A 22,016-nucleotide genomic window follows, 5' to 3' on the forward strand; every position below is an offset into this window, starting at 1 on the left:
AATCATGAACCGCTGGACCGCCCCGTGCCTCGCCAGCGCTTCCTTGCTGCTGGCAGCCTGCCAGTATAATCCCCACGCGCACCGTTTCTCGAAACGCCAGCCGACCGTGGAAGAAGCGGCGGGCACCTACGTCTTGACCGAGGCGCTGGTGGACACCGTGAAAACGGGGCTGAGTGCCGAGATCAAGGACTACGCGGCGACTTCTCGCATCATCCTGCGGCACGATGGATCGGCGAAGTTCGTCCGCTTCCCGGACTTCAGCCGCGCGGACGACTTCACCTACAGCTACAAGGGCCCGAAGGATTTCGAGGGCCGCTGGTCCATCGTCGCCTCCGGCACCGTTTCGTCCGGCGGGGATGATTCGCAGACCGTCTATGGGATCGACTTCAGCTTCGCGGATGGCCGCAAGTTGTTCGAGTCGCCGACCTTCACCGGCTCGTCCGCGGTGGATGGCGTTATCTTCACCCTCGGCGATCCGGACATGGGAGAAATCCTTGGCTTCAAGAAGCAGTAGTGCCATCACCCGCTCTCCCTTTTCTCCGGTAATCCCACGCATGAGCACTCCCGGCCGCTTCGTCCTCGTCCCCACCCCCATCGGAAATCTCGGCGATATCACGCTGCGCGCGATCGAGGTGCTGAAGGAAGCCAGCCGCATCGCCTGCGAGGACACGAGGCACTCGTCGCCCCTGCTTTCGAAGCTCGGCATCACCGGCAAGCCGCTGGTCTCGCTGCACGACCACAATGAAGTACGACGCCTGCCGGAGTTGCTGGATGCGGTCCGCGGCGGCGAGACGGTTGCGGTGGTGACGGACGCAGGAATGCCCGCCGTGTCCGATCCCGGCTACCGCGTGGTGCAGGCCTGCATCGAGCAGGGCATCCCTTTCGAGGTGCTGCCCGGACCGTCCGCGGTGCTGACAGCGCTGGTCGGCTCGGGCTTCCCCGTTCACGCCTTCCGCTTCCTCGGCTTCCTGCCGATCAAGAAGGGCAAGCGTCTCTCCGTGCTGGAGGAGTCACTGGAAACCGAGGGCTCCAGCATCTTCTTCGAATCACCCCACCGCCTGCTTTCCACGCTGGAGCTGCTGGCGGAAAAGCACCCGCAGGCCCCGTGCTGCGTGGCCCGCGAACTGACGAAGAAATTCGAGACCTACCATCGCGGCACCGCGGCGGAATTGCTCGCGCACTTCCAGGTGCATCCGCCGAAGGGCGAGATCGTGTTCCTCGTGAAGGGGCCGTAGCGCTCGCTCAGACCGGTCGGCAGAGCACGAAGGGCGAGACGACCAGCGCCTCGAATTCCGGCGAGTCCTTCTCCCACTGCGACGCGTGGACCTCGCTCATCTTCACCAGATCACCGGACTTCAGCCAGGCGTCCACGCGGGCGGATTCGTTGCGGGAGATCGCTGCCCCTACCACGGTGAGATCCAGCGAGGCATCCACGTAGAAGAGCACGCCATTCTCACAATGCGGACGCAGGTAGCTCCACGGCACCACACCGGTGTATCCGGCGAGCTTTTCCTCCGTGCTCGTCCCGTCCTCGCCAAAGAGGACGTATTTCATGGACTCCGATCCGTAGTGCTCCGGCGCGATCATGGTGCGCGGAAGCTAGGCGCTCACTGCGGCACGGAGAAATCAAAATTCCTCATCGCCGTGCCGGTCACGCGGAGGTGGTCCTCCTGCCACTCGATGCTCACCACGGTGACCTGATAGAAAAGGTCGTCCCCCGAGGAAAGCTGTCCGGTCGCGCCCGTCTCCAGGCTACCACCCGAGACGCAGAAGCGGATCGACGCCCACTCCGTGGTGTAGCTCACCGCGCCGGAGCGGACACTGCCATCGGGCAGGTGGACGAACGATGGCCGGCTCTCCCGACGCCGCTGCCAGTCCCCGAAGCGGAGATCCCATGCGGAAAACAGTCTGCCATCGGGGAGGGCGAAAGCTTCTCGGTCCATGAGACCCGCATCTATGAGAGTGCGCGGAGGATTTCAAGACAGCAGCGCGACTTTTGCCATGGACGCCGCTGCTCCGCGGCTAGAATGGGGCGCATGCCTGAGCTGCCCGAAGTCGAAACCACCCGCCGCGGGATCGAGCCTCACCTCGTCGGACAAGCGGTGACGGAGGTGATCGTTCGTCACCGAGGACTGCGGCAACCGGTGTCCGAAACGCTCGACTCGATCGCAGGCGAGCGATTCACCGGCGTCACTCGGCGGGCGAAGTATCTCATCCTGACCATGGAAAGCGGTGGCTACCTGCTGATCCACCTCGGCATGTCCGGCAGCCTCCGCCTCGCCGATCCGTCCGCCGATTTCAAGAAGCACGACCATGTCGCGCTGACCCTTGGCTCCGGGAAGCAGCTCCGCTTCCACGATCCGCGGCGCTTCGGGATCTTCCTGCACCTGCCATCGGGAGATCCACAGGCGCACCCTCTCTTGAAAGGCCTGGGGCCGGAACCGCTCGACGCCGGTTTCACCGCGGCCCATCTCGCGAAGGCCTGCGCGGGTCGGAAGATCGCCATCAAGCTGGCAATCATGGACCCAAAGGTGGTGGTCGGCGTGGGAAACATCTACGCCAGTGAGGCGCTCTTCCGCGCGGGCATCCGCCCCGCCACCGAGGCGGCGAAGATCACGAGACCGAAACTGGCCAAGCTCGTGGAGGCGATCCGGCAGGTGCTCACGGACTCCATCGAGCAAGGCGGCACGACCTTGCGGGACTTCCTGAACTCGGACGGTGAGCCCGGCTACTTCCGGCAGTCGCTCTTCGTCTACGAGCGGAAGGGTGAGCCGTGCCGCGTGTGCGGCACGGCGATCAACCATGCGGTGATGGGCCAGCGCTCGACCTACTGGTGCCCGAAGTGCCAAAGATAGGTCGGGACACCGGCCCGCCCGGAGTTCACTGCTTCTCGAGGATCAGCCAGCGCATCATGCGCGAGGATCCCACACGCGGGGCGCTGGCGATGATCTTCCCGCCTTCGATGCGGATCTCGACCCCGGCCTCGGACCAGTTCTTGAGATCGTCCGACCATTGGGCGCGATAGTCCACGTCCGGGCGCTCCACGGGCAGATCCCGCGAGATCTCGAAGCGCGCGGCATTCACGGTCACTTCGTCGGCGGAAACCGTCGGCTGGGTGGGATCGGTGGAGAAGGCGTACTCCAGTCCATCCGGCATGCCGTCTCCATCGGCATCGCCCTCGAAGGAAAGCGTCACCGAAGGATATTCATAGACCTGATAGGCGGCGAAGCCGGTGAGGGCTGCCGAGCTGGAGGTGGGCGTGACCACGAAGCTCGGCCCCCACGCTCCGGCAGTCGCTCCATTCATCGAGCGAACCCGCAGATGGAGGATCTGCCCGATGACCAGCGGATGGCCTGCGGAAAACTCGCTCAGGCTGACCGTGGTGGCACCCGGAGACACGGACGTTTCCTTTGACCACAGCACGGGAGACGGCGACGTCACGGTGATGTCATCGATCCAGACACCGGACGTCTTGGCATTCCACTTGAGGTTGCTGCCGCTGGAGTTCCGGAGGGCGAAGCGGACCTTCACCGTCTTGCCCGCATACGCGGACAGGGAAACGCTCTGCTTGGTCACCGCCGAGTCGGCCTTCGTCGTGCCTGGAAGGCTCCAGAGCGAGGTCCAGGTGTCCCCTCCGTTGGTCGAGACTTCGGCATGGAGCAGGTTGGTCTTCGCCATCGGACCACGGCGGGTCCAAAATTCAAGGGTGCTGGCAGAGGTCGGGATCGTGTCCCGCTCGATGGTGAAAAGCTCTTCCGTATCGGTCGTCGTGGCCATCCCGAGCCGGAAGGAGCGGGCACCGCTTTTCCGATAGCCGGCGAGATCGCTGTAGAGCGAGTAAGCCGTGGAAATCTGGGAGGAGACATGCGGCACGGGAGAAGTCTCCGCGCCCTCGGTCCAGACGCCGCCACCCGGCGCCGACACTTCCAGAAGGTAGGAGGTGGCCTGCGGATCGGGGATGAAGTCGTAGTTCGCACCGCTGAGGGGCGGCGCACTTGTGCCGCTCAGCTCGAGGACGCCACGTGGGCTGACCACTTTCGCCGCTCCCCACGGGAATGCCCTGCCGCCGAGATGGGCACGTGCCCGCAGCCACCAGGTCTGGCCGGAGCTGAGCGTGGTGCCCGCCGTCGCGGAGCTGAAGGTGAAGGACTGGAGACCGGACGACTTCACCGAGCCCGATGACTCCAGCCAATCGGATCCGCTCACAGAGATGTCATCAATGAAGATGCCCGTGGGATGGCTCGGATAGTCCTCATGCGCGTAGAGCGCGGCCGTCGAGTCCGAGAGATAGTAGCGGAAGCGCACCATGGTCGGCACGCCGACGTGAGCCAGTGGCACGGAGGACGACTGGAAAGCAGAGTCCCCGCTGCTGCCTGCGCCGGAGATGCTCAGCAGGCTCACCCAGGTGAGGCCGCCATCCGTGGAGCTCTCGACCGCAAGCTTCGACGCCGGGGTCATGAGGCCGCGGCGATAGTGGAAATTCAGCGTGGCACCATTGCCCGGGAGGATCTCGCGATCCACGCGGAAGAGCTGCCGCGGGACGCCATTGATCAGAGGATCATAGCGCGTGGGGAAGGTCAGGCGGAATGCCTTCGAACCGCTCTTCGCGTATCCGGAGACAGCCGCATTGAAGGCGTAGGTGGAACTCGTGGAAGAGATGATCTTCGCGGTCGTGCCATCTTCCGAGCCCTCGGACCAAGTAGCGGCCTTGCGCTGGAACATCCCGGCCTCGATCTGATCAACGCCATTCAAGCCTCCGACCTGATAGGTTGCACCGCTCGCGACCGGAGAATTCCCCCCGGTGATAACACCGGATTCATTCAGCCGGTTGGGATTGATGAGCGTGACCTGATAGGTGTATTGCGACGGAACCTTATCACCTTTGATATTAGAAACCGTCACATGGAAGGTGGTATCCGCCGGGAATGACGGAGCCGAAACTGAGGCCGGCACCTGCCACACGAGCGAATTGTCACCGCTTCCCTCGCGCCTGGAGACCACGGTCACCGGCACCGCTGTCATGGATGAATCGCTCATCGTCACGGTGGCGGAGGAGAAGTCCGCCTCGGAGTGCGATAGCGACCAGTAGGGGGTATTGTGCCTCGCCGGGAAATAGCCCGCGGCGGGGAAGGCGTGGAAAAGCGGAGCCACGCTGAAGTCCACCTCGGAGACCTTTGGCACCACGTAGAGCGCATTCGTCGGCGGGAGAACGGAGTTTCCGCTGAAACGTCCGGGGGTATCACCCGTGGCGAAGTCCGTGGACCAGTGACTCATCAGCCAGCGGCGGTGACCCACGTCCACGTTCCAGTTCGACACGCCGGAAACGTCTTCCTTCACGTAGGAGTCGACCGCGCCGGGACCGAAGTATCCCAAGGCGAGATTCCCGTTCCTGTTGGCATTCCAAGCGGCGGCGGTCCAGGCGACATTGCTCTGGGCCGGATTGTGATTCATGCCCGAGGTGCTCGGGTAGTTCCGCACGATCATCAATGCCGAGCGCTGGGCGGCAGCGGCTTTCGTCGTCGAGGCATCGGGCTTGTGGGCATCCGCCGCCTGGATATTCACGGTGGAGCCCGAGTTCACCCGCACGTTGGCCGGGACGCCGCAGAGCGCGCGGAAGTAGTTCACCCGACGCTCCACATCGCCGACGAAAGTCGGCGAGACCGTTCCTTCCGCGCCTGCGGCGGTGGAAGTGAAGTTGCCGGTCCATTCCATCCGGTCCCGGTAGCCTTCGGAGGCGCGGTAGACGGACTGGAAATGCGCGACAACGCTGTTGCGGTCCGAGGTGTCAACCTCGAACCCTCGGGTGGGGACCGCACTCGCAGCGGCCAACGTAGCTGCCATGCAGCACGCAGACACGACAGGGAGCGGCCAGATGAATCTGGTCGTTTGGGACAGCACGCGGCGACCTATATTTAGAAGAAACTAACAATCAATTGTTAATTTCTAAAAAATATCTACTTACGTAAATCTACACCTTCAATATTCATATCGGATCGCCGATATCCCAAAAAAAGCCGCAGTTTCGGCCCGCAAGATAATCTCGCCGAGGCTGGCGGGCTGAAATCCCCCCTCTATCGCCGATTTTCCCTCTTCCGGGGTGAAGTCCCCTTCCGGCCCGACAAGGAGGATCACGTCCTCCGGGGACTCGACCGACCGCAGCACCTCGCGCAGCGGACGAGCACCCGGGAAAAGGGACGCGATCACCCGCAGCCCGCCGCCGGACTGCGGCAGCCACTCGGCAAAGCTGCGGGCCGGTTCCACCACCGGCAGCAGGTCCTGCCCGCATTGCTTGCACGCCTCCAAGGCAACGCGCTGCCACTTGGAGGACTTGCGGTCGGCATCGTCCGCATCCACCTGCACCACGGTGCGGCGGGTAATGAGCGGCTGGATGGAATGGACGCCGAGTTCCACCGCCTTCTGGACGATGAGGTCCATCGTCTTCCCCTTCGGCACGGCCTGCGCTAGGTGGATGCGCGGCCGCAACGGGGGACGCTCGACGGTCTCGCCGAGAGCGAGGCGGACCTCGCTTTTCGAGACGTCCTGGATCTCCGCGGAGGCGGAGTGCCCCGCGCCGTCGAAGACCGTGATACGGTCGCCGCGGCGCAGGCGCATGACCTGCGCGGCGTGCTTTGCCTCGTCGCCGGTGAGGGCGGGAGCACCGCCCCAGCATTCCGGTGGGAGGAAGAAGCGCGCCATGCCGGGAGGTCAGAGATCGAAGAAGCGGCGGGCCTTCTGGAAGAAGCCCTCCTGCATCGGCGAATTGTGCTGGCCGATCGACTCGGAGAAGGCGCGGAGCTTTTCCTGCTGCTCGCCACTCAGCTTCGTTGGCACCTCGACCTGCACGCGGACGTGGAGGTCGCCCTTCTTGCCCCCGGAGAGGGCGGGCATGCCGCGCTCGCGGAGACGGAAGAGCGTGCCACCCTGCGTACCGGCAGGGATGCGGATGGAGGCCTTGCCATCGAGCGTGGGCACTTCCAACTCGCCGCTGAGGGCTGCAGTGCTGAAGGGCATTGGCACCTCGCAGAAGAGGTCATTCCCTTCCCGCTCGAAAACATCGTGCGCCTTCACATGGAGGAAGACGTAGAGATCACCCGCCGCGCCGCCGCGGACGCCCGAGTCACCATTGCCCGTGGAGCGCAGGCGCGTGCCATCCTCCACCCCGGCCGGGATGCGGATCTTGATGCGGCTGGTCTTGTGCGTGCGGCCATCGCCACCGCAATTGCCACAGGGATCGGCCACCGATTCCCCGGCGCCGCGGCACTCGGGACAGGTGGTCTGCTGGATGAAAATGCCGGCCTGGCGGGCAACGACGCCGCGTCCGCCGCAGGTGGTGCAGGCCTTCGTGCCGCCGCCGCTCTTCGAGCCGCTGGCGTGGCAGGTGCCGCACGCGCCGTAGTGCTCGATCTCGAGCTCCTTCTCCGCGCCGCGGGCCGCTTCCTCCAGCGTGATCTCCAGATCGTACCGCAGGTCGCTGCCGCGCTGCTTGCCGGAACGCTGGCGACGACCGCCGCCGAAGAACTCCTCGAAGCCGCCACCGAAAGCGCTGCCGAAGACCTGCGAGAACAGGTCCATGGGATCGTGGAAGCCACCGCCGCCTCCCCCGCCCCCGCCGCCACCACCGAAGGCGGCATGGCCGAAGCGATCGTAGGCAGCGCGCTTGTCCGCGTCGCTCAGGGCCTCATAGGCCTCGCCGAGCTCCTTGAATTTCTCCTCGGCCTCGTGGTCCCCCGGGTTCTTGTCCGGGTGGAATTTCACCGCGAGCTTGCGGTAGGCCTTCTTGATTTCCTCCGCACTCGCGTCGCGGGAGACGCCGAGGATTTCGTAGTAATCGCGTTTTGACGCCATCTTCAGCCTTCCTCTCCGTCGGTTTCCGGGGATGCCACCTTGCCCACCACCACCACGGCGGGGCGCAGCAGGCGGTCGCGCAGCATGAAGCCGCGGCGGTTCACGCGCAGCACCTTGCCGTCCTGCTCGGCGGCGCAGTCTTCCTGCGAGATCGCCTCGTGGACATTCGGATCGAAGACCTTGCCCTCTGCCGGGATCTCCGTGACGCCCTGGGCAGACAGGAAGTCATTCAATTGGCGGCGGACCATGTCCATGCCGATGTAGATCATCGAGCTCTTGTCCTGGGCGGCGGCCATCATGCCCATCTCGAAGTTGTCGATGACGGGCATCAGGTCCTCGAGCAGGCCCTGGTTGGCATAGCGCATCGCCTCCTCGCGTTCGCGGGCGGAGCGCTTGCGGAAATTGTCCAGATCTGCAGCCGTGCGGACTGCCAGCTCCTTCCACTTGAGCACGTCCGCCTCCAGCTCGGAGTAGGGGTCGGTGTCGGCGGGGGTGCCATCGGGGAGTTCATCCTCCACGCCGGCAGCCGTATCCTTTTCGTCCTCGGGAATCATATGCGCCGCTTCCTGCCACTCCCCGGGCGGATCGTCAACGGTTGCTTCTGCCCGGGAGTCCTGTCGAAACCGTCTTCTCGCCAGATCAATAGATGTCTCCACGCGGCCCGACCGCTTGGATCAGGATCAGCAGAAACCCTGCTCCTGGGGCCAATTCCGGATCAGGAGCGATGGCAAAGATCGCGCGATACGAACCAATCCTCATCCGCCAACTCCCAGCCCAGTCACCTTTCATCGCCTTCACGTGCTGGTGGGACGTGGGATCAGGCAAAGCCGCGAGTTCCTCGAACGCACCGAAAATCTGGCGCACGCGATCTTGGGGAATCCGTCGCAACGAACGGACGGCACTGCGAGTCAGCTCGATCCTGTGCATCAGAGGCCGAGTTGCCGCTTGGCCTCATCAAGTCCGACGAAATTGTCGTTCCTCTTCTCCGCGAGATCGCGACGGGAGCCCTCGATGGCGTCCTTTTCTTCCGACGTCAGATCGAGTCCGTAGGTCTCAACGAAATCGATGAAATCCTCGTAGGGAATCACCACTTCGAGCGGCTTCCCGTTCCGGTCGTATCTGACGCTTTTCTGTAAAATGGCTTCCGCCGTCACATCGTGAGGATAGCCTCTCATCGGGTGATTGCGAGCCAGAAGGTGCAGGCGCGGGTTTGAAATCATGCGCCCCGAATAGTCACACCTTCTCGCTTGGCCGGGGCGGGTTTTCCGCGGAGAGTCGGGGCGTCCCATGCCTTCCGACTGCCGGATTTCCGATTCACCGCTGACCGAACAAGACGTGCGCGACATCGTCCGCCTGCTCGGAGAAGTGATCGCGGCGTCGGGTGGCTTCCCTGAAAAGCGCCGGCTGCTGATGGACGGCCTATGCGGGCTGGTGAATGCCTCGAGCTGGGCCTGGTGCATGGCGGAATTCGACCCGGACAAGCCGCCGTCCTTCATCGGCTTCGAGCATGGCGGCTGGGGCGAGGAACGCTTCGCCCGCTACATTGAAGCGATGAATCACCCGGAAATGGAGGAAATCACCCGCCCGTCCTCCATCGAGCTGAAGGAACGCGGCACCCACCTGACCCGGACCCAGCGGCAGCTCGACCCATTCATGCGGTTGGAAAGCTCCGAGGCCGGGAAATTCTGGGCAAAAGCGGACATCGGCTCGCTGCTGATCTCCCAGCGGCCCATGGACGGCGGCGGGATCTCCGGGGTCGCGGTCTATCGCCGCTTCGGCGAGGCACATTTCGATGAACGGGAGGCACGGATCGCCCACATCATCCTCAGCGAGGTGGCGTGGCTGCATTTCCAGTCTTTCCCGGACGAGCCGACCCGGGAGATCGCCCGGCTCTACCCGCGCCACCGCACCGTGATGAACCTGCTCTGCGAAGGCTGGGGCCGGAAGCGTATCGCCGACCACCTCGGCCTGAGCGTCAATACCGTCCACGGCTACTCGAAGGTCATCTTCCGCCACTTCAGCGTCCATTCCCAAGCGGAACTGGTCAGCCGGATGACCAAGGGCGACGGCGGCGACCGCTGACCGGGACGGACCGACACCCCGCATTTGGGTACTAGTAGGAAACATCCTCCTACTGCAATATTCCAAGGCGAACCGGGCCTGTCTGGCAACCTTCCTTCCCCTTGCCTCGCTCATGACAAGCTGGCTTTCCCGCCCGACAGGCCCGGTCGCTCGATTTCCCCTTTGTTGTGAGGTCGCATCTCATCGGATAAGACGCCGATTATCCGAGTGCAGAAAGATGCGTTCGCGGCTAGCCACGTCTTACTGAATGGCACGCCGACGGGAATTGAAGAGCATTGCGAGCGGTCTCGCTGCTTTTTGCGTAAGCCGCATCCGGATGTCTCTTCATGTTTTTCGCCAAAGCGAAAAACTCAAAAATTTGCGTTTAATTAACAAATTTCACTATATTCGGCCCTTCGCGACGCTCACGTCCATGAGCCTAGTCATTTCTCGCTAGACTTATTAAACGGCTCGAAGCGACGCGGCCTACCTAGCACCTCAAAGTAAACTTTTGAGCCTGGATTCCAGAAAGCACGATACTTCTCTGCAAATTCTTCTGGAGTGATCGAGTCATGCAGTGTCACGGTCCACCACTGGCCTCGCTTTTTCACCCTACTCCCCCCCACTCCGACGATTCCATGCCGCCTCCACCCGAACATATGATCACCACAACGTTTCAACAAAAATTCCTCAAATTCGATATTCTTAGAATCTGAACCCCCTCTCTGCCATTCATACTGGGGATCAACAGAACTCAACATATCCTCTTGAGTAAATTGATCGGGCGTCCAGAAACCCAGATTGTAGCTATTTTCCGTGTAAAGGTTTTCTTTCCCATCAGGAGTAGCCACAAGCGTGGAAATCGCTCGGCGATGATTATCAGGGGCATACCCAACATAATAGACCAGCCCACCCAAGCAAAGAGCAAGCATGATAAGGAAGCTGGCAAATTGAAGCCGATTTGAGGGCCAAAGTGAGAAGCCATTGTAATTTTCCATGTTCGGGAGGATGGCGTTTAATTTATTATTCTTAAGACACGAACTTGATACCACCTCACCCTGAACCCTTCGAATACAAAAAATCGTCCAAATTACATTCCCTTTTTATGGGTTCCTCCTTTGCTCGAAAAGCATCGCCGCCCTTTCATGTTTACTGCTCTACGAAAGATCCGCGCATCCCTGCTTCTTGCCCAAGTGAACCCGCTTCTTGTCCACCACCCAGCCTATTCCGCTAACGCCGAACTGACCTGAACTTCGCCCACAACTCCGCTTCTGAAGTGCACGCTTGACGAGAAAGCCATCGTTTTACCCGATGGATTTTCGGAAAGTTCCGTTCACGGGCTCTTCTAAGCAGGACCCTTCCAGATGGTGATACTGCCCGACGCGAAAAAACACCGCTGCTTCATGGTGGCCGATCTAGCGACATCGAAGACCCGAAGTGACAGAGCGGATTCCTCGGAATGTTGCGCTCCTGCCGCCTGAAGCTTGTCGAAGAAAATTTCCATGAGGTCATTCAATGCTTGATGACGATATCAGGCGACCTTCGCTCCGCTAAAACGATCAACCATGTAAATGATGAACGAATTCTAGAATCTTGCACCTCACGCGATGCTGGGCTTTCGAGCCAAATGGGATGCTTCGTCGGAACCACTTGATTTCGATCGATGATCAAGCCCAGCTCGAAAAATGGGTATATATCATTGAGCAGTCTTTCCTATTGACCATCGATTCGGCTCCTCTGACGAAGCGTTCTTTGAATATAGAAATCACTGCGACGGCACCTTCGCGATCGAAGTCAAAACGGTGCGGCTATCGGCAGCCCAAATTCGCTCACCCCAGCCACTCCAGGATCGCCCCGGCTGTCTTTTCGGAGATGCCGGGGATGGCGGCGATGTCCTTGATGCTGGCTTTGCGGATGCGGTCAACGCTGCCGAATTTATGCAGCAGCGCCTGCTTCTTCTTCGGCGAGACGGCGGGGCAGTCGTCGAGCAGGCTTTCCTTCATCCGGCGGCGGTAGAGCAGGGCATTGTAGCCGTTGGCGAAGCGGTGGGCCTCGTCGCGGATGCGCTGGAGGAGCTTCAGCGCGCCGCGGTCGTGCGGGATCAGCAGCGGGTCGCTCTCGCCGGGGAAGAAGACTTCCTCGCGCTGCTTGGCGAGGCCGATGATGGGCAGATCATGCAGCCCGAGCTGCTGCAGCTCACGGGTGGCCGAGGAGAGCTGGCCCTTGCCGCCGTCCACGATGACTAGGTCGGGCAGGACGATCTTTGCCCGGCCTTCCTTCGCCAGCCGGCGCTGGATTTCCACCGGGTCCTCCTGCGACTCGGCGAGGTCGGGATTCGCCGAGAAATTCTCGCCGAGGATGCGCGAGTAGCGGCGGCGGATGACCTCGGCCATCGACGCGAAGTCATCCTGCCCCTGCACCGTGCGGATGCGGTAGCGGCGGTAGTTCTGGTTGTCCGGCTTGCCCTCGGTGAAGCGGACCATCGAGGCCACGATGTGATTCGACGAGACGTTCGAAATGTCGAAGCACTCCATCACCCGCGGCGGCCCCTGCAGGCCCAGCGCCTCGCCGAGATCGGCCAGGTCCTCCGTCGGCTTCACGGTCGTCGGCACGCCGCGCCCCCGGGTGAATTGCCGGGTCGGATTCAGCGTCTTCCTGAGATTGTCCACCACGTCGCGGAGCAGCGCCGCCTTCTCGAAGTCGAGGCGCTCGGCGGCCTTCACCATGTCTGCCTCCAGATCCGAGAAGATCTCGCGGCGGCCCCTGCCCTCCAGCACCTGGCAGGCGTCGTCGATGCGGGCGAGGTAGGCGTCCCGGGTGATCCGCAGGATGCAGGGCGCGGAGCAGTTCCGGATGATGTCGGCGTTGCAGTGCTTGTAGTCGTTCTCCCCGGGATTGAGCGGGCGGCAGGCGCGCAGGCCGAATTTCCGGTTCAGCCAGGAAATCGTCGCCCGCAGCGCCCCCGAATGGGCGAAGGGGCCGAAGTACCGCGCCCCGTCGTCCTTCTTCATCCGCGTCAGCACGAAGCGCGGCCACGGCTCGGACGGCTGGATCTTCACCAGCAGGAAGCGCTTGTCGTCTCGGAAGGCGACATTGTAGCGCGGGCGGTAGTCCTTGATCAGCTTTCCTTCCAGCAGCAGCGACTCGGCCTCGTTGCGGACGGTGTGGAATTCGAAGTCCGCGATGGTGTCGATCAGCGCGCGGGTCTTCAGGTCGGCGCGGGTTTTCCGCGACGCGAGGAAATATGAGGACATCCGCTTCCGTAGATCGCGCGCCTTCCCGACGTAGATGATCGAGCCGAGGCGGTCCTTCATCAGGTACACGCCCGGCTGGTGGGGAACCTCCCGTAATTTTTCCTTCAATCCCGCGGCTGCCACTCCCCGAAATGGACAACCGTCCCGCGAATTCCGCAACCGCCAATCCGGGCCGCCGTGCTTGCGTCCCGGGGGTAGCCCGTTAAGCTCCACAAACTTTCATGATCCGGCACACGAAGATTCTCCCGGCAATCCTGCTTGCCATGGCCGCCTCACCGGCATGGGCGCAGGAGGCGCCCGCCGCTCCTCAGCAGCAACAGCAGATGGATTTCATGGAGATCTTCAAGGCGGGCGGCGCCATGATGCCCGCGCTGGCCGTGCTCTCGGTGCTGACCGTGGTGCTCATCCTGCTCTACCTGATGATCCTGCGGCGGAATGCCGTGGTGAGCGACCGCTTCATGAACCAGGCTGAGGCGCTGATCCGCCGGAATGACTTCCTCGGCCTCATCAGCTACTGCAAGCGGCGGAACGAGTGCATCTCCCAGATCACGGAGCGGGCGCTGGAATTCATGACGCGGAACAGCGGCGCGCTCTTCTCCGAAGTCCGCGACGTGGCGGAGGCGGAGGGCTCGCGGCAGGCCAGCATGCTCACCACGCGGGTGTCCTACCTCGCGGACATCGGTGCCATTGCCCCCATGGTCGGCCTGCTCGGCACGGTCATCGGGATGATCAAGTCCTTCATCCAGGTCTCGGATGGCGGCTTCCAGGGTGCGCGGCAGATCGCCTTCGCGGGCGGTGTCTCGGAGGCGCTCATCGCCACGGCGGCCGGCCTCGGCATCGCCCTGCCAGCGCTCGTTTTCTACGCCTACTTCCGCGGAAAGGTGCAGAAGCTCATTTCCGATCTGGAAGGCGCGGCCACCCACCTCATGGCCATCCTGCGCGCCCAGGTGGACCGGCACAATACCTCCTCGGGCGGCCATGGCCACGGACACCCTTCCCTGCGCGCGCCGCGCGAGGAATACGCGATGCCCGCGCAATCGCCGCTGCACGATGACCGCCCGGACCTCCACGGCATCTGACCCGACTCCCGCGCGCCGATGAAATTCCGCAATCACAAGATGGCCCCGGCCGAGCTGCAGCTCGCGCCGATGCTGGATGTCGTCTTCCAGTTGCTGATCTTCTTCCTGGTGAGCTTCGAGTTCCAGCGGTCGGAATATGACATGAAGGTCTCCGTCCCCAGCGCCCAGGAGGGTGCGGACCCGAAGCGGGCGCTCGGCGAGATCATCGTGAACGTCCAGGCCTCCGGCGAGGTGACCGTGGAAGGCCAGACGATGACCCAGGTGCAGCTCCGCGAGAAGCTCTCGGCCATCGCCGCCCTCCACAAAAACCAGCCCATCCGGCTGCGGGGCGACGCGAATGCCACCTACCAGACCATCGTGGAGGTCATCGACACCTGCCAGAAGGCCGGCATCTGGAACATCTCCTTCGCCACCCAGCGGAGATCCGAGCAGTAACGGTGACAGCGGCGATTTCCGGGTGAAAACCCCGCCTTGGCAAAGGACGTAAAGAGCGCGATGCTCCGCGCCGTGGTGACCATCCGAACCGTCCTCTGCCTGCTCGCCTCAGGCACCGTGCTAGCCCAGGAGCCTCCTCCCCGTGCGGAGCCGGTGGACCCAGCCCTGCGCGCCGATCCCGGCCAGGACTTCTACCAGCACGGGCGGAATCTCTACGAGGCGGCCAAGCAGATCAACGATCTGGACCAGCGGATCGCGGGCTTCGAGCGGGCCATCGACGTCTTTTCGCGATACCTGAACCAATTCCCGAACCACCCGAACTCCGAAGCCGCGCTCTGGTATCTGGGCGACAGCTACTACAAGAGCGGCCGGGTGGACGACGCGAAGCGCTGCTACAACAACCTGCTGCGTAACAACCCGAAGGGCAAATACGCCTCGGCGGCCGCCTTCATGCTGGCGGTGGATCATTTCAACAACCGCCAGTATGCTCTGGCCGCCCCGCTTTTCGAGCGGATGGCCGCCTCGGCCCAGACGGCCCCCGAGCGCCAGCGCGCGCTCTTCCACGCGGGATTTTCCTACGAGCTCCACGGTCGCACGCGCGATGCGATGGACTACTATCGCAAGGTCATCGACGACGCGGACAAGCCGAACGCCTTCCTCGAGAAGAGCCAGCTCTACCTCGGCCGCCTGCTTTCCCGCGCGGAGAAGCTGGATGAAGCGCTGCCGCTGCTCGACAAGGTCGTGATGTCCCGCAGCACGCCCGACCTGCGCGGGCCTGCCGCGATCGAGGCCGGCGCGATCGCCGCGAAGCAGGGAAATGCCGAGCTTTCCGACAAATACCTCAAGCTGGTGCTGAATACCGCGGGATTCGAGGAGTATCGCCCGGATGCCCAGATCGCGATGATGAAGACGCGGTTTGACCGGAAGCAGTATTCGGAGGTCGTCCAGATCTTCCGCCAGAGCGCCGAGAAGGCGCAGGGCGAGCAGGAGGCGCTGCGGCTGATGATCGCCGCACGCTCCTACATGCAGATGGAGAAGAACGTGGAGGCGCTGGAGCTTTTCCGCGAGGTGGAGAAAATGATGCTGCCGAACAACAGCTTCGCCTTCGAGGCGAACTACCTGCGGCTGCTCTGCTTCTACCGCATCGAGGGCCGCCACGTGCCGGAGCAGGTGGACGCCTTCCTCCAGCTCTATCGGAAGAACCGCCCGCGCGACCCGAAGATCCACACGGCGCTGCTCATGAAGGCGGAGACGCTGATGAGCGACAAGAAGCCGGACGAGGCGGCGAAGGTTTACAATGAGATCGAGGCCAGCCTGCTCTCGAAGGAGAACCGCAAGGGCTACCTTTTCAACCGGGCGAGCTGCCAGCTTCTCTCAGAGGATCCGCAGGGTGCCATCCGCTCGCTCAGCGAATTCATCGACAACTACCCGGACGACAAGCGCTCGGCCTCGGCACGCCTCCAGCGCGCCGGTGCCTACCGTGATTCGGGTGAGCCGACCAAGGCGCTCGCGGATTACGACAAGCTGCGCGGGCAGGAGACCGAGCCGGAATTCCGCGCGCTGGCCATGCTGGAGTCCGCGGACATCTGCAAGCAGGAGAACAAGCTGGAGGAGATGATCACCCGCTACCGGGCCTTCCTCGAGGCTTTCCCGAGATCCACCGAGGCCCGCAAGGCGAAGGCGAACTACTGGCTGGCGTGGGGCTTGGTGAAGACCAACAAGGTGAAGGACGCCATCGCCCCGGCGGAGGCGGCCCGCAAACTGGACGCAAAGATTTACGGCAAGAACGCGGGCACCCTGCTCGCGCTGGCGAACTGGACGCTGCAGAATCCCGACGCCGTCTGCACCGAGGTGGACCGCGCGATCGAGGAAAGCAACGTCGCCTCGCTGCCGGACCAACTGATCTCATGGGCAGCCATGCAGGCATTCAGCTCGAATCGCTTCGACCAGGCCGCGCGCTTCTACTCGCTGGTGTCCGACGCGGAGAACCCGCGCGCCACGCCGAAGGAAGTCTGGCGCAACTACGGCAAGGCATTGCTCGCCGCCGGCAAGGCGGAAGCCGCCCTGCCCGCGATCAACAACGCACTGGAACTCGAAGAGAACGAGGGCTGGAAGACCGACGGCCTCCTCGACAAGGCCAATGCCCTGCTCGCCCTGAACCGCCTCGACGAGGCCCTGAAGGTGGCGGAGGAATGCCAGGTGATGCGCCCGCAGGGACGCGTCAATGCCGGCATCCGCATCACCAAGGGGGACATCCTCATGAAGAAGAACAGCCCCTCGGAAGCGGTGAACGAATACGTCGCCGTGGTGGTCTTCCTCGCCGATGAGGACCGCCTGCTGAAGCCCGAGGTGCTCTGGAAGCTGGAGCAGGCGCTCAAGAAGAAGGGCGACAATGTCGATGCGGACAAATACCGCGCCGAACGCGAGCGGAAGTATCCCGACTGGAAGCCCGCGAGCGCCTAAGCCGCCCCGGCAACAACCACGAAGAATCCGAAGGCCCGCCACTTTCCCGGCGGGCCCTTTCGCGTTCTGAGGCCGCGCGGGAAAATCCGCGGCAGCGACGCCACGGACCGTTTCAAGCTTGTCAGTTAGAGGGGATGATCCAAGTTACTAGTTGAACCCATACGCGTACATCTCCCATGCAGCGCTTTCTAACTGACTACGGCATCGCCACCTCCCTAACCCTCGGTGCCGTCGGATTGGCCGGGGCCATTCACCTGATACGGATGGTGAATTCCAGCGATGCGGGGAACGACCGCATGACGGAGATCGCCGGGGCGGTGCAAGCGGGCGCCAAGGCCTACCTGCACCGGCAGCTCGTCACCGTTTCCATCATCGCGACGATCCTGTTCTTCGCCATCGGCTTCCTTCGCGACTGGCCCACTGCCGCCGGATTCGTGCTCGGGGCGGTGTGCTCGCTGGCCGCCGGATACATCGGCATGATGATCGCGGTCCGCGCCAATGTCCGCACGGCACAGGCGGCCTCGGTCAGCCCGCATTCCGCGCTGCGTGTGGCCTTCAATGGCGGAGCCGTGACCGGCCTGCTGGTGGTGGCGCTGGGGCTGCTCTCGGTGGGCTTTTTCTTCCGGGCGGTGGAGGAATACAGCGGAGATACGAGGGTGGCGATCAACTCGCTCGTAGGCCTGGCCCTGGGCAGCTCGCTCATCAGTGTCTTCGCCCGCCTCGGCGGAGGGATCTATACGAAAGCCGCGGACGTCGGCGCGGATCTCGTGGGAAAGATCGAGCAGAATCTCCAGGAGGATGACCCGCGGAATCCGGCCACCATCGCGGACAACGTCGGTGACAATGTCGGCGACTGCGCGGGCATGGCGGCAGACGTTTTCGAAACCTACGCCGTGAGTTTGATCGGTGCCGTGCTGGTGGGATTCCTGACCGCCGGTGCCGATGCGAGGGAGGTTCTCATCTATCCCTTCGTCATCTGTGGCGTCTCGATCATCGGGGCCCTGCTGGGCATCGGCTTCGTCAATTTCACGCGCCTCTCCCCCACCCGCGCGCTCGTGGGCGGCGTGGTCATCAGCGGGGTGGTTTCCGCAGCGCTCCTCAAGCCGGTCACGAGCTCGATGTTCCCGCAGGCCATCGATTTCTCCGGCAAGCTGGTCGGTGCTTCCGAGCTCTTCAATTGCGTGCTGATCGGCATCGCCATGACTTTCGCCGCGGTGGTCATCACGAACTACTTCACCTCCACCGCGCATCGCCCCGTCCGGAGGATCGCCGAGGCATGCAATACGGGGCACGCGACGAATATCATCGCGGGGATCAGCACCGGCCACCACGCCACCGTGCTGCCGGTGCTGTGCATCGCGGGCTCCATCTGGATGTGCTACTCGGAGGCAGGGCTCTACGGCATCGCGATCGCCGTGGTCAGCATGCTCAGCCTGTCCGGCATCATCATCTCGCTCGATGCCTTCGGCCCCATCACGGACAATGCCGGAGGCATCGCCGTGATGAGCGGGCTCGACCCATCCGTCCGCAAGATCACCGACGAACTCGATGCCGTCGGCAACACGATGAAGGCCGTGACCAAGGGCTACGCCATCGCCTCCGCGGGACTCGCCGCGATGGTGCTCTTCGGCTCCTACGTCGAGGAGTTGAAAGCTCACCTGCACCAAAACTTCGTCTTCGACCTGATGGACCCGCGCGTTATGATCGGGCTCTTCATCGGCGGCCTGCTCCCCTACTCCTTCACCGCCTACGCGATGGACGCAGTGGGCAGTGCGGCGGGGGCCGTGGTGCGGGAGGTCCGCCGACAGATCGAAGCCTTCCCGGGAATTCTCACTGGCCAGGAAACACCCGACTACCGGCAGTGCGTGGATATTGTCACAAAGGCCGCGCTGCGCCAGATGATCATGCCCGCGCTGCTGCCGCTGATCTTCGTGGTGGGTGTCGCATTGATCCCGGAGCACGGGCTGTATCTCCTCGGCGGGGTGCTGGTGGGAACCATTGTCACCGGGCTCTTCATCGGCATCGCGATGACTTCCTCCGGCGGGGCGTGGGACAATGCGAAGAAATTCGTGGAAGACGGCAACCACGGCGGCAAGGGCTCGCCCGCCCACGCGGCCAGCGTAACGGGTGACACCGTGGGCGATCCCTACAAGGATACCGCAGGCCCGGCGGTGAATCCGATGATCAAGGTGGTGAATATCCTCGCGATCCTCCTTATCCCGATTCTTTTCCGCTGACACGCTAAAGACGAAATCAGGGCACCGGATCTGCTCATCCCTGCTTGCCGAGCCCCCGCTGGTCCGGTCTGCTTGCCGAGTCGCCCCCTGCATGCCCAGCCGATCCTCCGCCGAATCCGTCTCCCGCTCCCGCTCGATCCATGACAAGCGGCCGTTCCGGGTCGCCATGCTTTTTGCGCTGGTGCATTACCTTTGCCTCATCGCTTTCCTCACCTGCGGGGCGATCATGCTGCTGCACCCGCACCCCATGACGATGGTGCGGCCTCTGATCGCCTCGGCCATCGCTGTCGCGGTGAGCTGGCTGGCCTCCTTCCTCCGCAGGCGCACGGCCCGCTGCCCGCTCTGCAAGGGCTCGTCGCTGCTCGACACCGGAGCGTCCAAGCACGCGAAGGCGTTGCGGATTCCGCCGCTCAATTACGGCACCACCGCGGTGCTCAGCCTGCTTTTTCTCACCCGCTTCCGCTGCATGTACTGCGGGACGCCGTACGACCTGATGAAACGCTCCGCCGTGGAGCGCAGGCGCGATCAGTTCGGCCGCTGATTCGCGGGCCGGATGAATGACAGGCGAATCAGGGCCCGCGTGCGGCCTTGATACTTTCTTGATGCCTCCCGCCGGGACTTTGACTCCCCGGATCTGGGATCCGTGGGATCATGGCTGCGTATGAACGACGCCATCTACCTCGGCATGGCCGGGGGCTTCTTCGCCCTGGCCTTCCTCTACGCGAACTTCTGCGAACGCCTCTGATCCCATGGAAACCATCGTCACCGGCGTCATCGCCATCGCCCTGCTCGCCTATCTCTTCACGGCCATGATCCGGCCGGAAAAATTCTAACACCCGGTCATCATGCACGCAAACGACTGGCTCCAGTTCGCCCTCTTCCTCGGCATCCTCGCGGCGATCACCAAGCCCATGGGCCGATACCTCTGCCAGGTCCTCGATCCCGACGGGAAGACCTGTCTCGACCCCGCGCTCCGACCCGTGGAGCGACTCACCTACCGCCTCATGGGCGTGAAGTCTGGGGAGGAACAGGATTGGAAAGGCTACACGCTCGCCATGCTGCTTTTCAGTCTGGTCGGCATCGTCTTCACCTACGCGATTCTGCGCCTCCAGCACATCCTGCCGATGAATCCGCAGGGCCTGCCCGCGCTCTCCCCCGCGCTCGCCTTCAACACGGCGGTCAGTTTCACCACGAACACGAACTGGCAGAGCTATGGCGGCGAATCCACCATGTCCTACTTCTCCCAGATGGTGGGGCTCACCTTCCACAACTTCGTCTCCGCCGCCACGGGCATCGGCATCGCCGCCGCACTCGTGCGCGGCATCGCACGCCACACGACGAACGCGCTGGGGAACTTCTGGGTCGATCTGGTGCGCTGCACCTACTACCTGCTGCTGCCGATCTGTGTCGCCTTCGCGGTCTTCCTCGTATCGCAGGGCATGATCCAGAATTTCAAGAGCTACGACACCGCCCAGATGCTGGAGCCTCAGACCGTGCAGGTGGAATCCACCAACGATGCCGGTGAAACGGTGACCGAGTCATCCGTCGTGAACACCCAGACGATCGCGCAGGGCCCGATGGCCTCGCAGGCCGCGATCAAGATGCTCGGCACCAACGGCGGCGGCTTCGTGAATGTGAACGCCGCGCACCCCTACGAGAATCCGACGCCATTCGCGAACTTCATCCAGATGCTCTCGATCTTCGCGATCGGCAGCGGCCTCACCTGGTATCTCGGCAAGTCCACCGGCAATCAGGCACACGGCTGGTCCGTCTGGGCGGCCATGATGGTGCTCTTCACCTGCGGCACCCTCGCCTGCTGGTGGGCGGAGGCCGCGGGCAATCCCATCCACCACGCGCTTGGCGTGGCAGCGGCTGACGGAAACTTCGAAGGCAAGGAAGTCCGCTTCGGCATCTTCAATTCCTCGCTCTTCGCGGTCGTCACCACCTCCGCTTCCTGCGGTGCGGTGAATGCGATGCACGACTCCTTCACGGCGATCGGCGGCCTCATTCCCCTCTTCATGATGGAGCTGGGTGAAGTCGTCATCGGCGGCGTGGGGGCCGGTCTCTACGGCATGATCGTCTTCGTGGTGCTCGCCGTCTTCATCGCCGGCCTGATGGTCGGACGCACGCCCGAGTATCTCGGCAAGAAGATCAATGCCTTCGAGGTGAAGATGGCCATGCTCGCACTGCTGGTGCTCACGCTGACCATCCTCGGCTTCACCGCCTGGGCTTCCGTCTCCGGCTGGGGACTCGCGGGTCTCAACAATGCGGGCCCGCACGGCTTCACCGAAATCCTCTACGCCTACAGCTCGGCCACCGCGAACAACGGCAGTGCCTTCGGCGGTCTCACGGCGAACCCTTCCAGCGGCGATCCGCACTACAACGTGACCCTCGGCATCGCCATGCTGGTCGGCCGCTTCCTGATGATCGTGCCGATCCTCGCGCTCGCCGGATCGCTCGTGAAGAAGAAGGTCTCACCTCCCGGCCCGGGCACCTTCCCGGTCTCCGGCGGCACCTTCACCATCCTGCTCATCGGCACCGTCCTGCTCATCGGCGCGCTGAACTTCCTGCCCGCCCTCGCGCTCGGCCCCATCGTCGAGCACTTCCTGATGCACGGCGGCAACCTCTTCTAACATTTCATC

21 protein-coding genes are annotated in these 22,016 nt (G+C 63.2%); 11 read left to right on the forward strand and 10 right to left on the reverse strand.

The features are described 5' to 3' along the window. The first annotated feature begins 4 nt into the window (after window positions 1–4). Both OKA04_RS06490 and rsmI read left to right on the forward strand, forming a co-directional pair. Window positions 5–514: a hypothetical protein gene (locus OKA04_RS06490; protein ID WP_264500331.1), complete on the forward strand. Its 510-nt coding sequence runs from the start codon at window positions 5–7 to the stop codon at window positions 512–514. A gap of 40 nt (window positions 515–554) precedes the next feature. After that, complete coding sequence (gene rsmI / locus OKA04_RS06495; protein ID WP_264500332.1) at window positions 555–1,235, forward strand: 16S rRNA (cytidine(1402)-2'-O)-methyltransferase; 681 nt, start codon at window positions 555–557, stop codon at window positions 1,233–1,235. 7 nt (window positions 1,236–1,242) lie between these two features. On the opposite strand, the gene OKA04_RS06500 is transcribed toward rsmI, so the two are convergent. Both OKA04_RS06500 and OKA04_RS06505 read right to left on the reverse strand, forming a co-directional pair. After that, window positions 1,243–1,587 (reverse strand): DUF2288 domain-containing protein, encoded by a 345-nt coding sequence (locus OKA04_RS06500; protein WP_264500333.1) that lies wholly within the window; start codon window positions 1,585–1,587, stop codon window positions 1,243–1,245. A 20-nt stretch (window positions 1,588–1,607) separates the two neighbouring features. Continuing rightward, on the reverse strand, window positions 1,608–1,943 hold the full coding sequence (locus OKA04_RS06505; protein ID WP_264500334.1) for a hypothetical protein: 336 nt from the start codon (window positions 1,941–1,943) through the stop codon (window positions 1,608–1,610). A 93-nt stretch (window positions 1,944–2,036) separates the two neighbouring features. Between OKA04_RS06505 and mutM the strand changes: the two genes are divergently transcribed. Next, window positions 2,037–2,855: a bifunctional DNA-formamidopyrimidine glycosylase/DNA-(apurinic or apyrimidinic site) lyase gene (mutM, locus tag OKA04_RS06510; protein ID WP_264500335.1), complete on the forward strand. Its 819-nt coding sequence runs from the start codon at window positions 2,037–2,039 to the stop codon at window positions 2,853–2,855. 25 nt (window positions 2,856–2,880) lie between these two features. Here the strand turns inward: mutM and OKA04_RS06515 are convergent, their stop codons facing one another. The 6 genes from OKA04_RS06515 to OKA04_RS06540 form a co-directional block, all read right to left on the reverse strand. Beyond that, window positions 2,881–5,841: a thrombospondin type 3 repeat-containing protein gene (locus OKA04_RS06515; protein WP_264500336.1), complete on the reverse strand. Its 2,961-nt coding sequence runs from the start codon at window positions 5,839–5,841 to the stop codon at window positions 2,881–2,883. A 135-nt stretch (window positions 5,842–5,976) separates the two neighbouring features. Continuing rightward, window positions 5,977–6,696 (reverse strand): 16S rRNA (uracil(1498)-N(3))-methyltransferase, encoded by a 720-nt coding sequence (locus tag OKA04_RS06520; protein WP_264500337.1) that lies wholly within the window; start codon window positions 6,694–6,696, stop codon window positions 5,977–5,979. Window positions 6,697–6,705: 9 nt separating this feature from the next. Continuing rightward, on the reverse strand, window positions 6,706–7,845 hold the full coding sequence (gene dnaJ / locus OKA04_RS06525; RefSeq protein ID WP_264500338.1) for a molecular chaperone DnaJ: 1,140 nt from the start codon (window positions 7,843–7,845) through the stop codon (window positions 6,706–6,708). Between the two features lie 2 nt (window positions 7,846–7,847). After that, complete coding sequence (locus OKA04_RS06530; protein ID WP_264500339.1) at window positions 7,848–8,399, reverse strand: nucleotide exchange factor GrpE; 552 nt, start codon at window positions 8,397–8,399, stop codon at window positions 7,848–7,850. A gap of 85 nt (window positions 8,400–8,484) precedes the next feature. After that, complete coding sequence (locus OKA04_RS06535; protein WP_264500340.1) at window positions 8,485–8,772, reverse strand: type II toxin-antitoxin system RelE family toxin; 288 nt, start codon at window positions 8,770–8,772, stop codon at window positions 8,485–8,487. Further along, on the reverse strand, window positions 8,772–9,065 hold the full coding sequence (locus tag OKA04_RS06540; protein ID WP_264500341.1) for a hypothetical protein: 294 nt from the start codon (window positions 9,063–9,065) through the stop codon (window positions 8,772–8,774). Before OKA04_RS06540 ends, OKA04_RS06535 begins: the two co-directional genes overlap by 1 nt. A 67-nt stretch (window positions 9,066–9,132) precedes the next feature. On the opposite strand from OKA04_RS06540, the gene OKA04_RS06545 reads away from it, so the two are divergent. Beyond that, window positions 9,133–9,927, forward strand: a complete 795-nt coding sequence (locus tag OKA04_RS06545) for a helix-turn-helix transcriptional regulator (RefSeq protein WP_264500342.1) — start codon at window positions 9,133–9,135, stop codon at window positions 9,925–9,927. A gap of 422 nt (window positions 9,928–10,349) precedes the next feature. Here the strand turns inward: OKA04_RS06545 and OKA04_RS06550 are convergent, their stop codons facing one another. Both OKA04_RS06550 and OKA04_RS06555 read right to left on the reverse strand, forming a co-directional pair. Continuing rightward, the gene (locus OKA04_RS06550) at window positions 10,350–10,904 is read right to left on the reverse strand and encodes a hypothetical protein (protein WP_264500343.1); all 555 of its coding nucleotides are present in this window, start codon (window positions 10,902–10,904) and stop codon (window positions 10,350–10,352) included. 831 nt (window positions 10,905–11,735) lie between these two features. Continuing rightward, window positions 11,736–13,283 carry an excinuclease ABC subunit UvrC gene (locus OKA04_RS06555; RefSeq protein ID WP_264500344.1) on the reverse strand — a complete coding sequence of 516 codons (1,548 nt, stop codon included), beginning with the start codon at window positions 13,281–13,283 and terminating at the stop codon, window positions 11,736–11,738. Between the two features lie 98 nt (window positions 13,284–13,381). Here OKA04_RS06555 and OKA04_RS06560 point away from each other — a divergent pair, with 98 nt between their 5' ends. From OKA04_RS06560 to kdpA, 7 genes are all read left to right on the forward strand, one after another. Continuing rightward, window positions 13,382–14,239 (forward strand): MotA/TolQ/ExbB proton channel family protein, encoded by an 858-nt coding sequence (locus tag OKA04_RS06560; protein ID WP_264500345.1) that lies wholly within the window; start codon window positions 13,382–13,384, stop codon window positions 14,237–14,239. An 18-nt stretch (window positions 14,240–14,257) separates the two neighbouring features. Beyond that, window positions 14,258–14,674, forward strand: coding sequence for an ExbD/TolR family protein (locus tag OKA04_RS06565; RefSeq protein WP_264500346.1), 417 nt, complete (start codon window positions 14,258–14,260; stop codon window positions 14,672–14,674). 36 nt (window positions 14,675–14,710) lie between these two features. Next, window positions 14,711–17,137 (forward strand): tetratricopeptide repeat protein, encoded by a 2,427-nt coding sequence (locus OKA04_RS06570; RefSeq protein WP_264500347.1) that lies wholly within the window; start codon window positions 14,711–14,713, stop codon window positions 17,135–17,137. A 176-nt stretch (window positions 17,138–17,313) separates the two neighbouring features. Next, window positions 17,314–19,374, forward strand: a complete 2,061-nt coding sequence (locus OKA04_RS06575; protein WP_264500348.1) for a sodium-translocating pyrophosphatase — start codon at window positions 17,314–17,316, stop codon at window positions 19,372–19,374. A gap of 91 nt (window positions 19,375–19,465) precedes the next feature. Further along, entirely contained in the window at window positions 19,466–19,915 is a 450-nt protein-coding gene (locus tag OKA04_RS06580; protein ID WP_264500349.1) for a hypothetical protein, read from the forward strand. Between the two features lie 208 nt (window positions 19,916–20,123). Beyond that, complete coding sequence (kdpF, locus tag OKA04_RS24620; protein ID WP_343226874.1) at window positions 20,124–20,207, forward strand: K(+)-transporting ATPase subunit F; 84 nt, start codon at window positions 20,124–20,126, stop codon at window positions 20,205–20,207. Window positions 20,208–20,219: 12 nt separating this feature from the next. Next, complete coding sequence (gene kdpA / locus OKA04_RS06585) at window positions 20,220–22,007, forward strand: potassium-transporting ATPase subunit KdpA (RefSeq protein ID WP_264500350.1); 1,788 nt, start codon at window positions 20,220–20,222, stop codon at window positions 22,005–22,007. Window positions 22,008–22,016 lie beyond the last annotated feature (9 nt).

Source organism: Luteolibacter flavescens, from assembly GCF_025950085.1.
GTDB classification, from domain to species: domain Bacteria; phylum Verrucomicrobiota; class Verrucomicrobiia; order Verrucomicrobiales; family Akkermansiaceae; genus Haloferula; species Haloferula flavescens.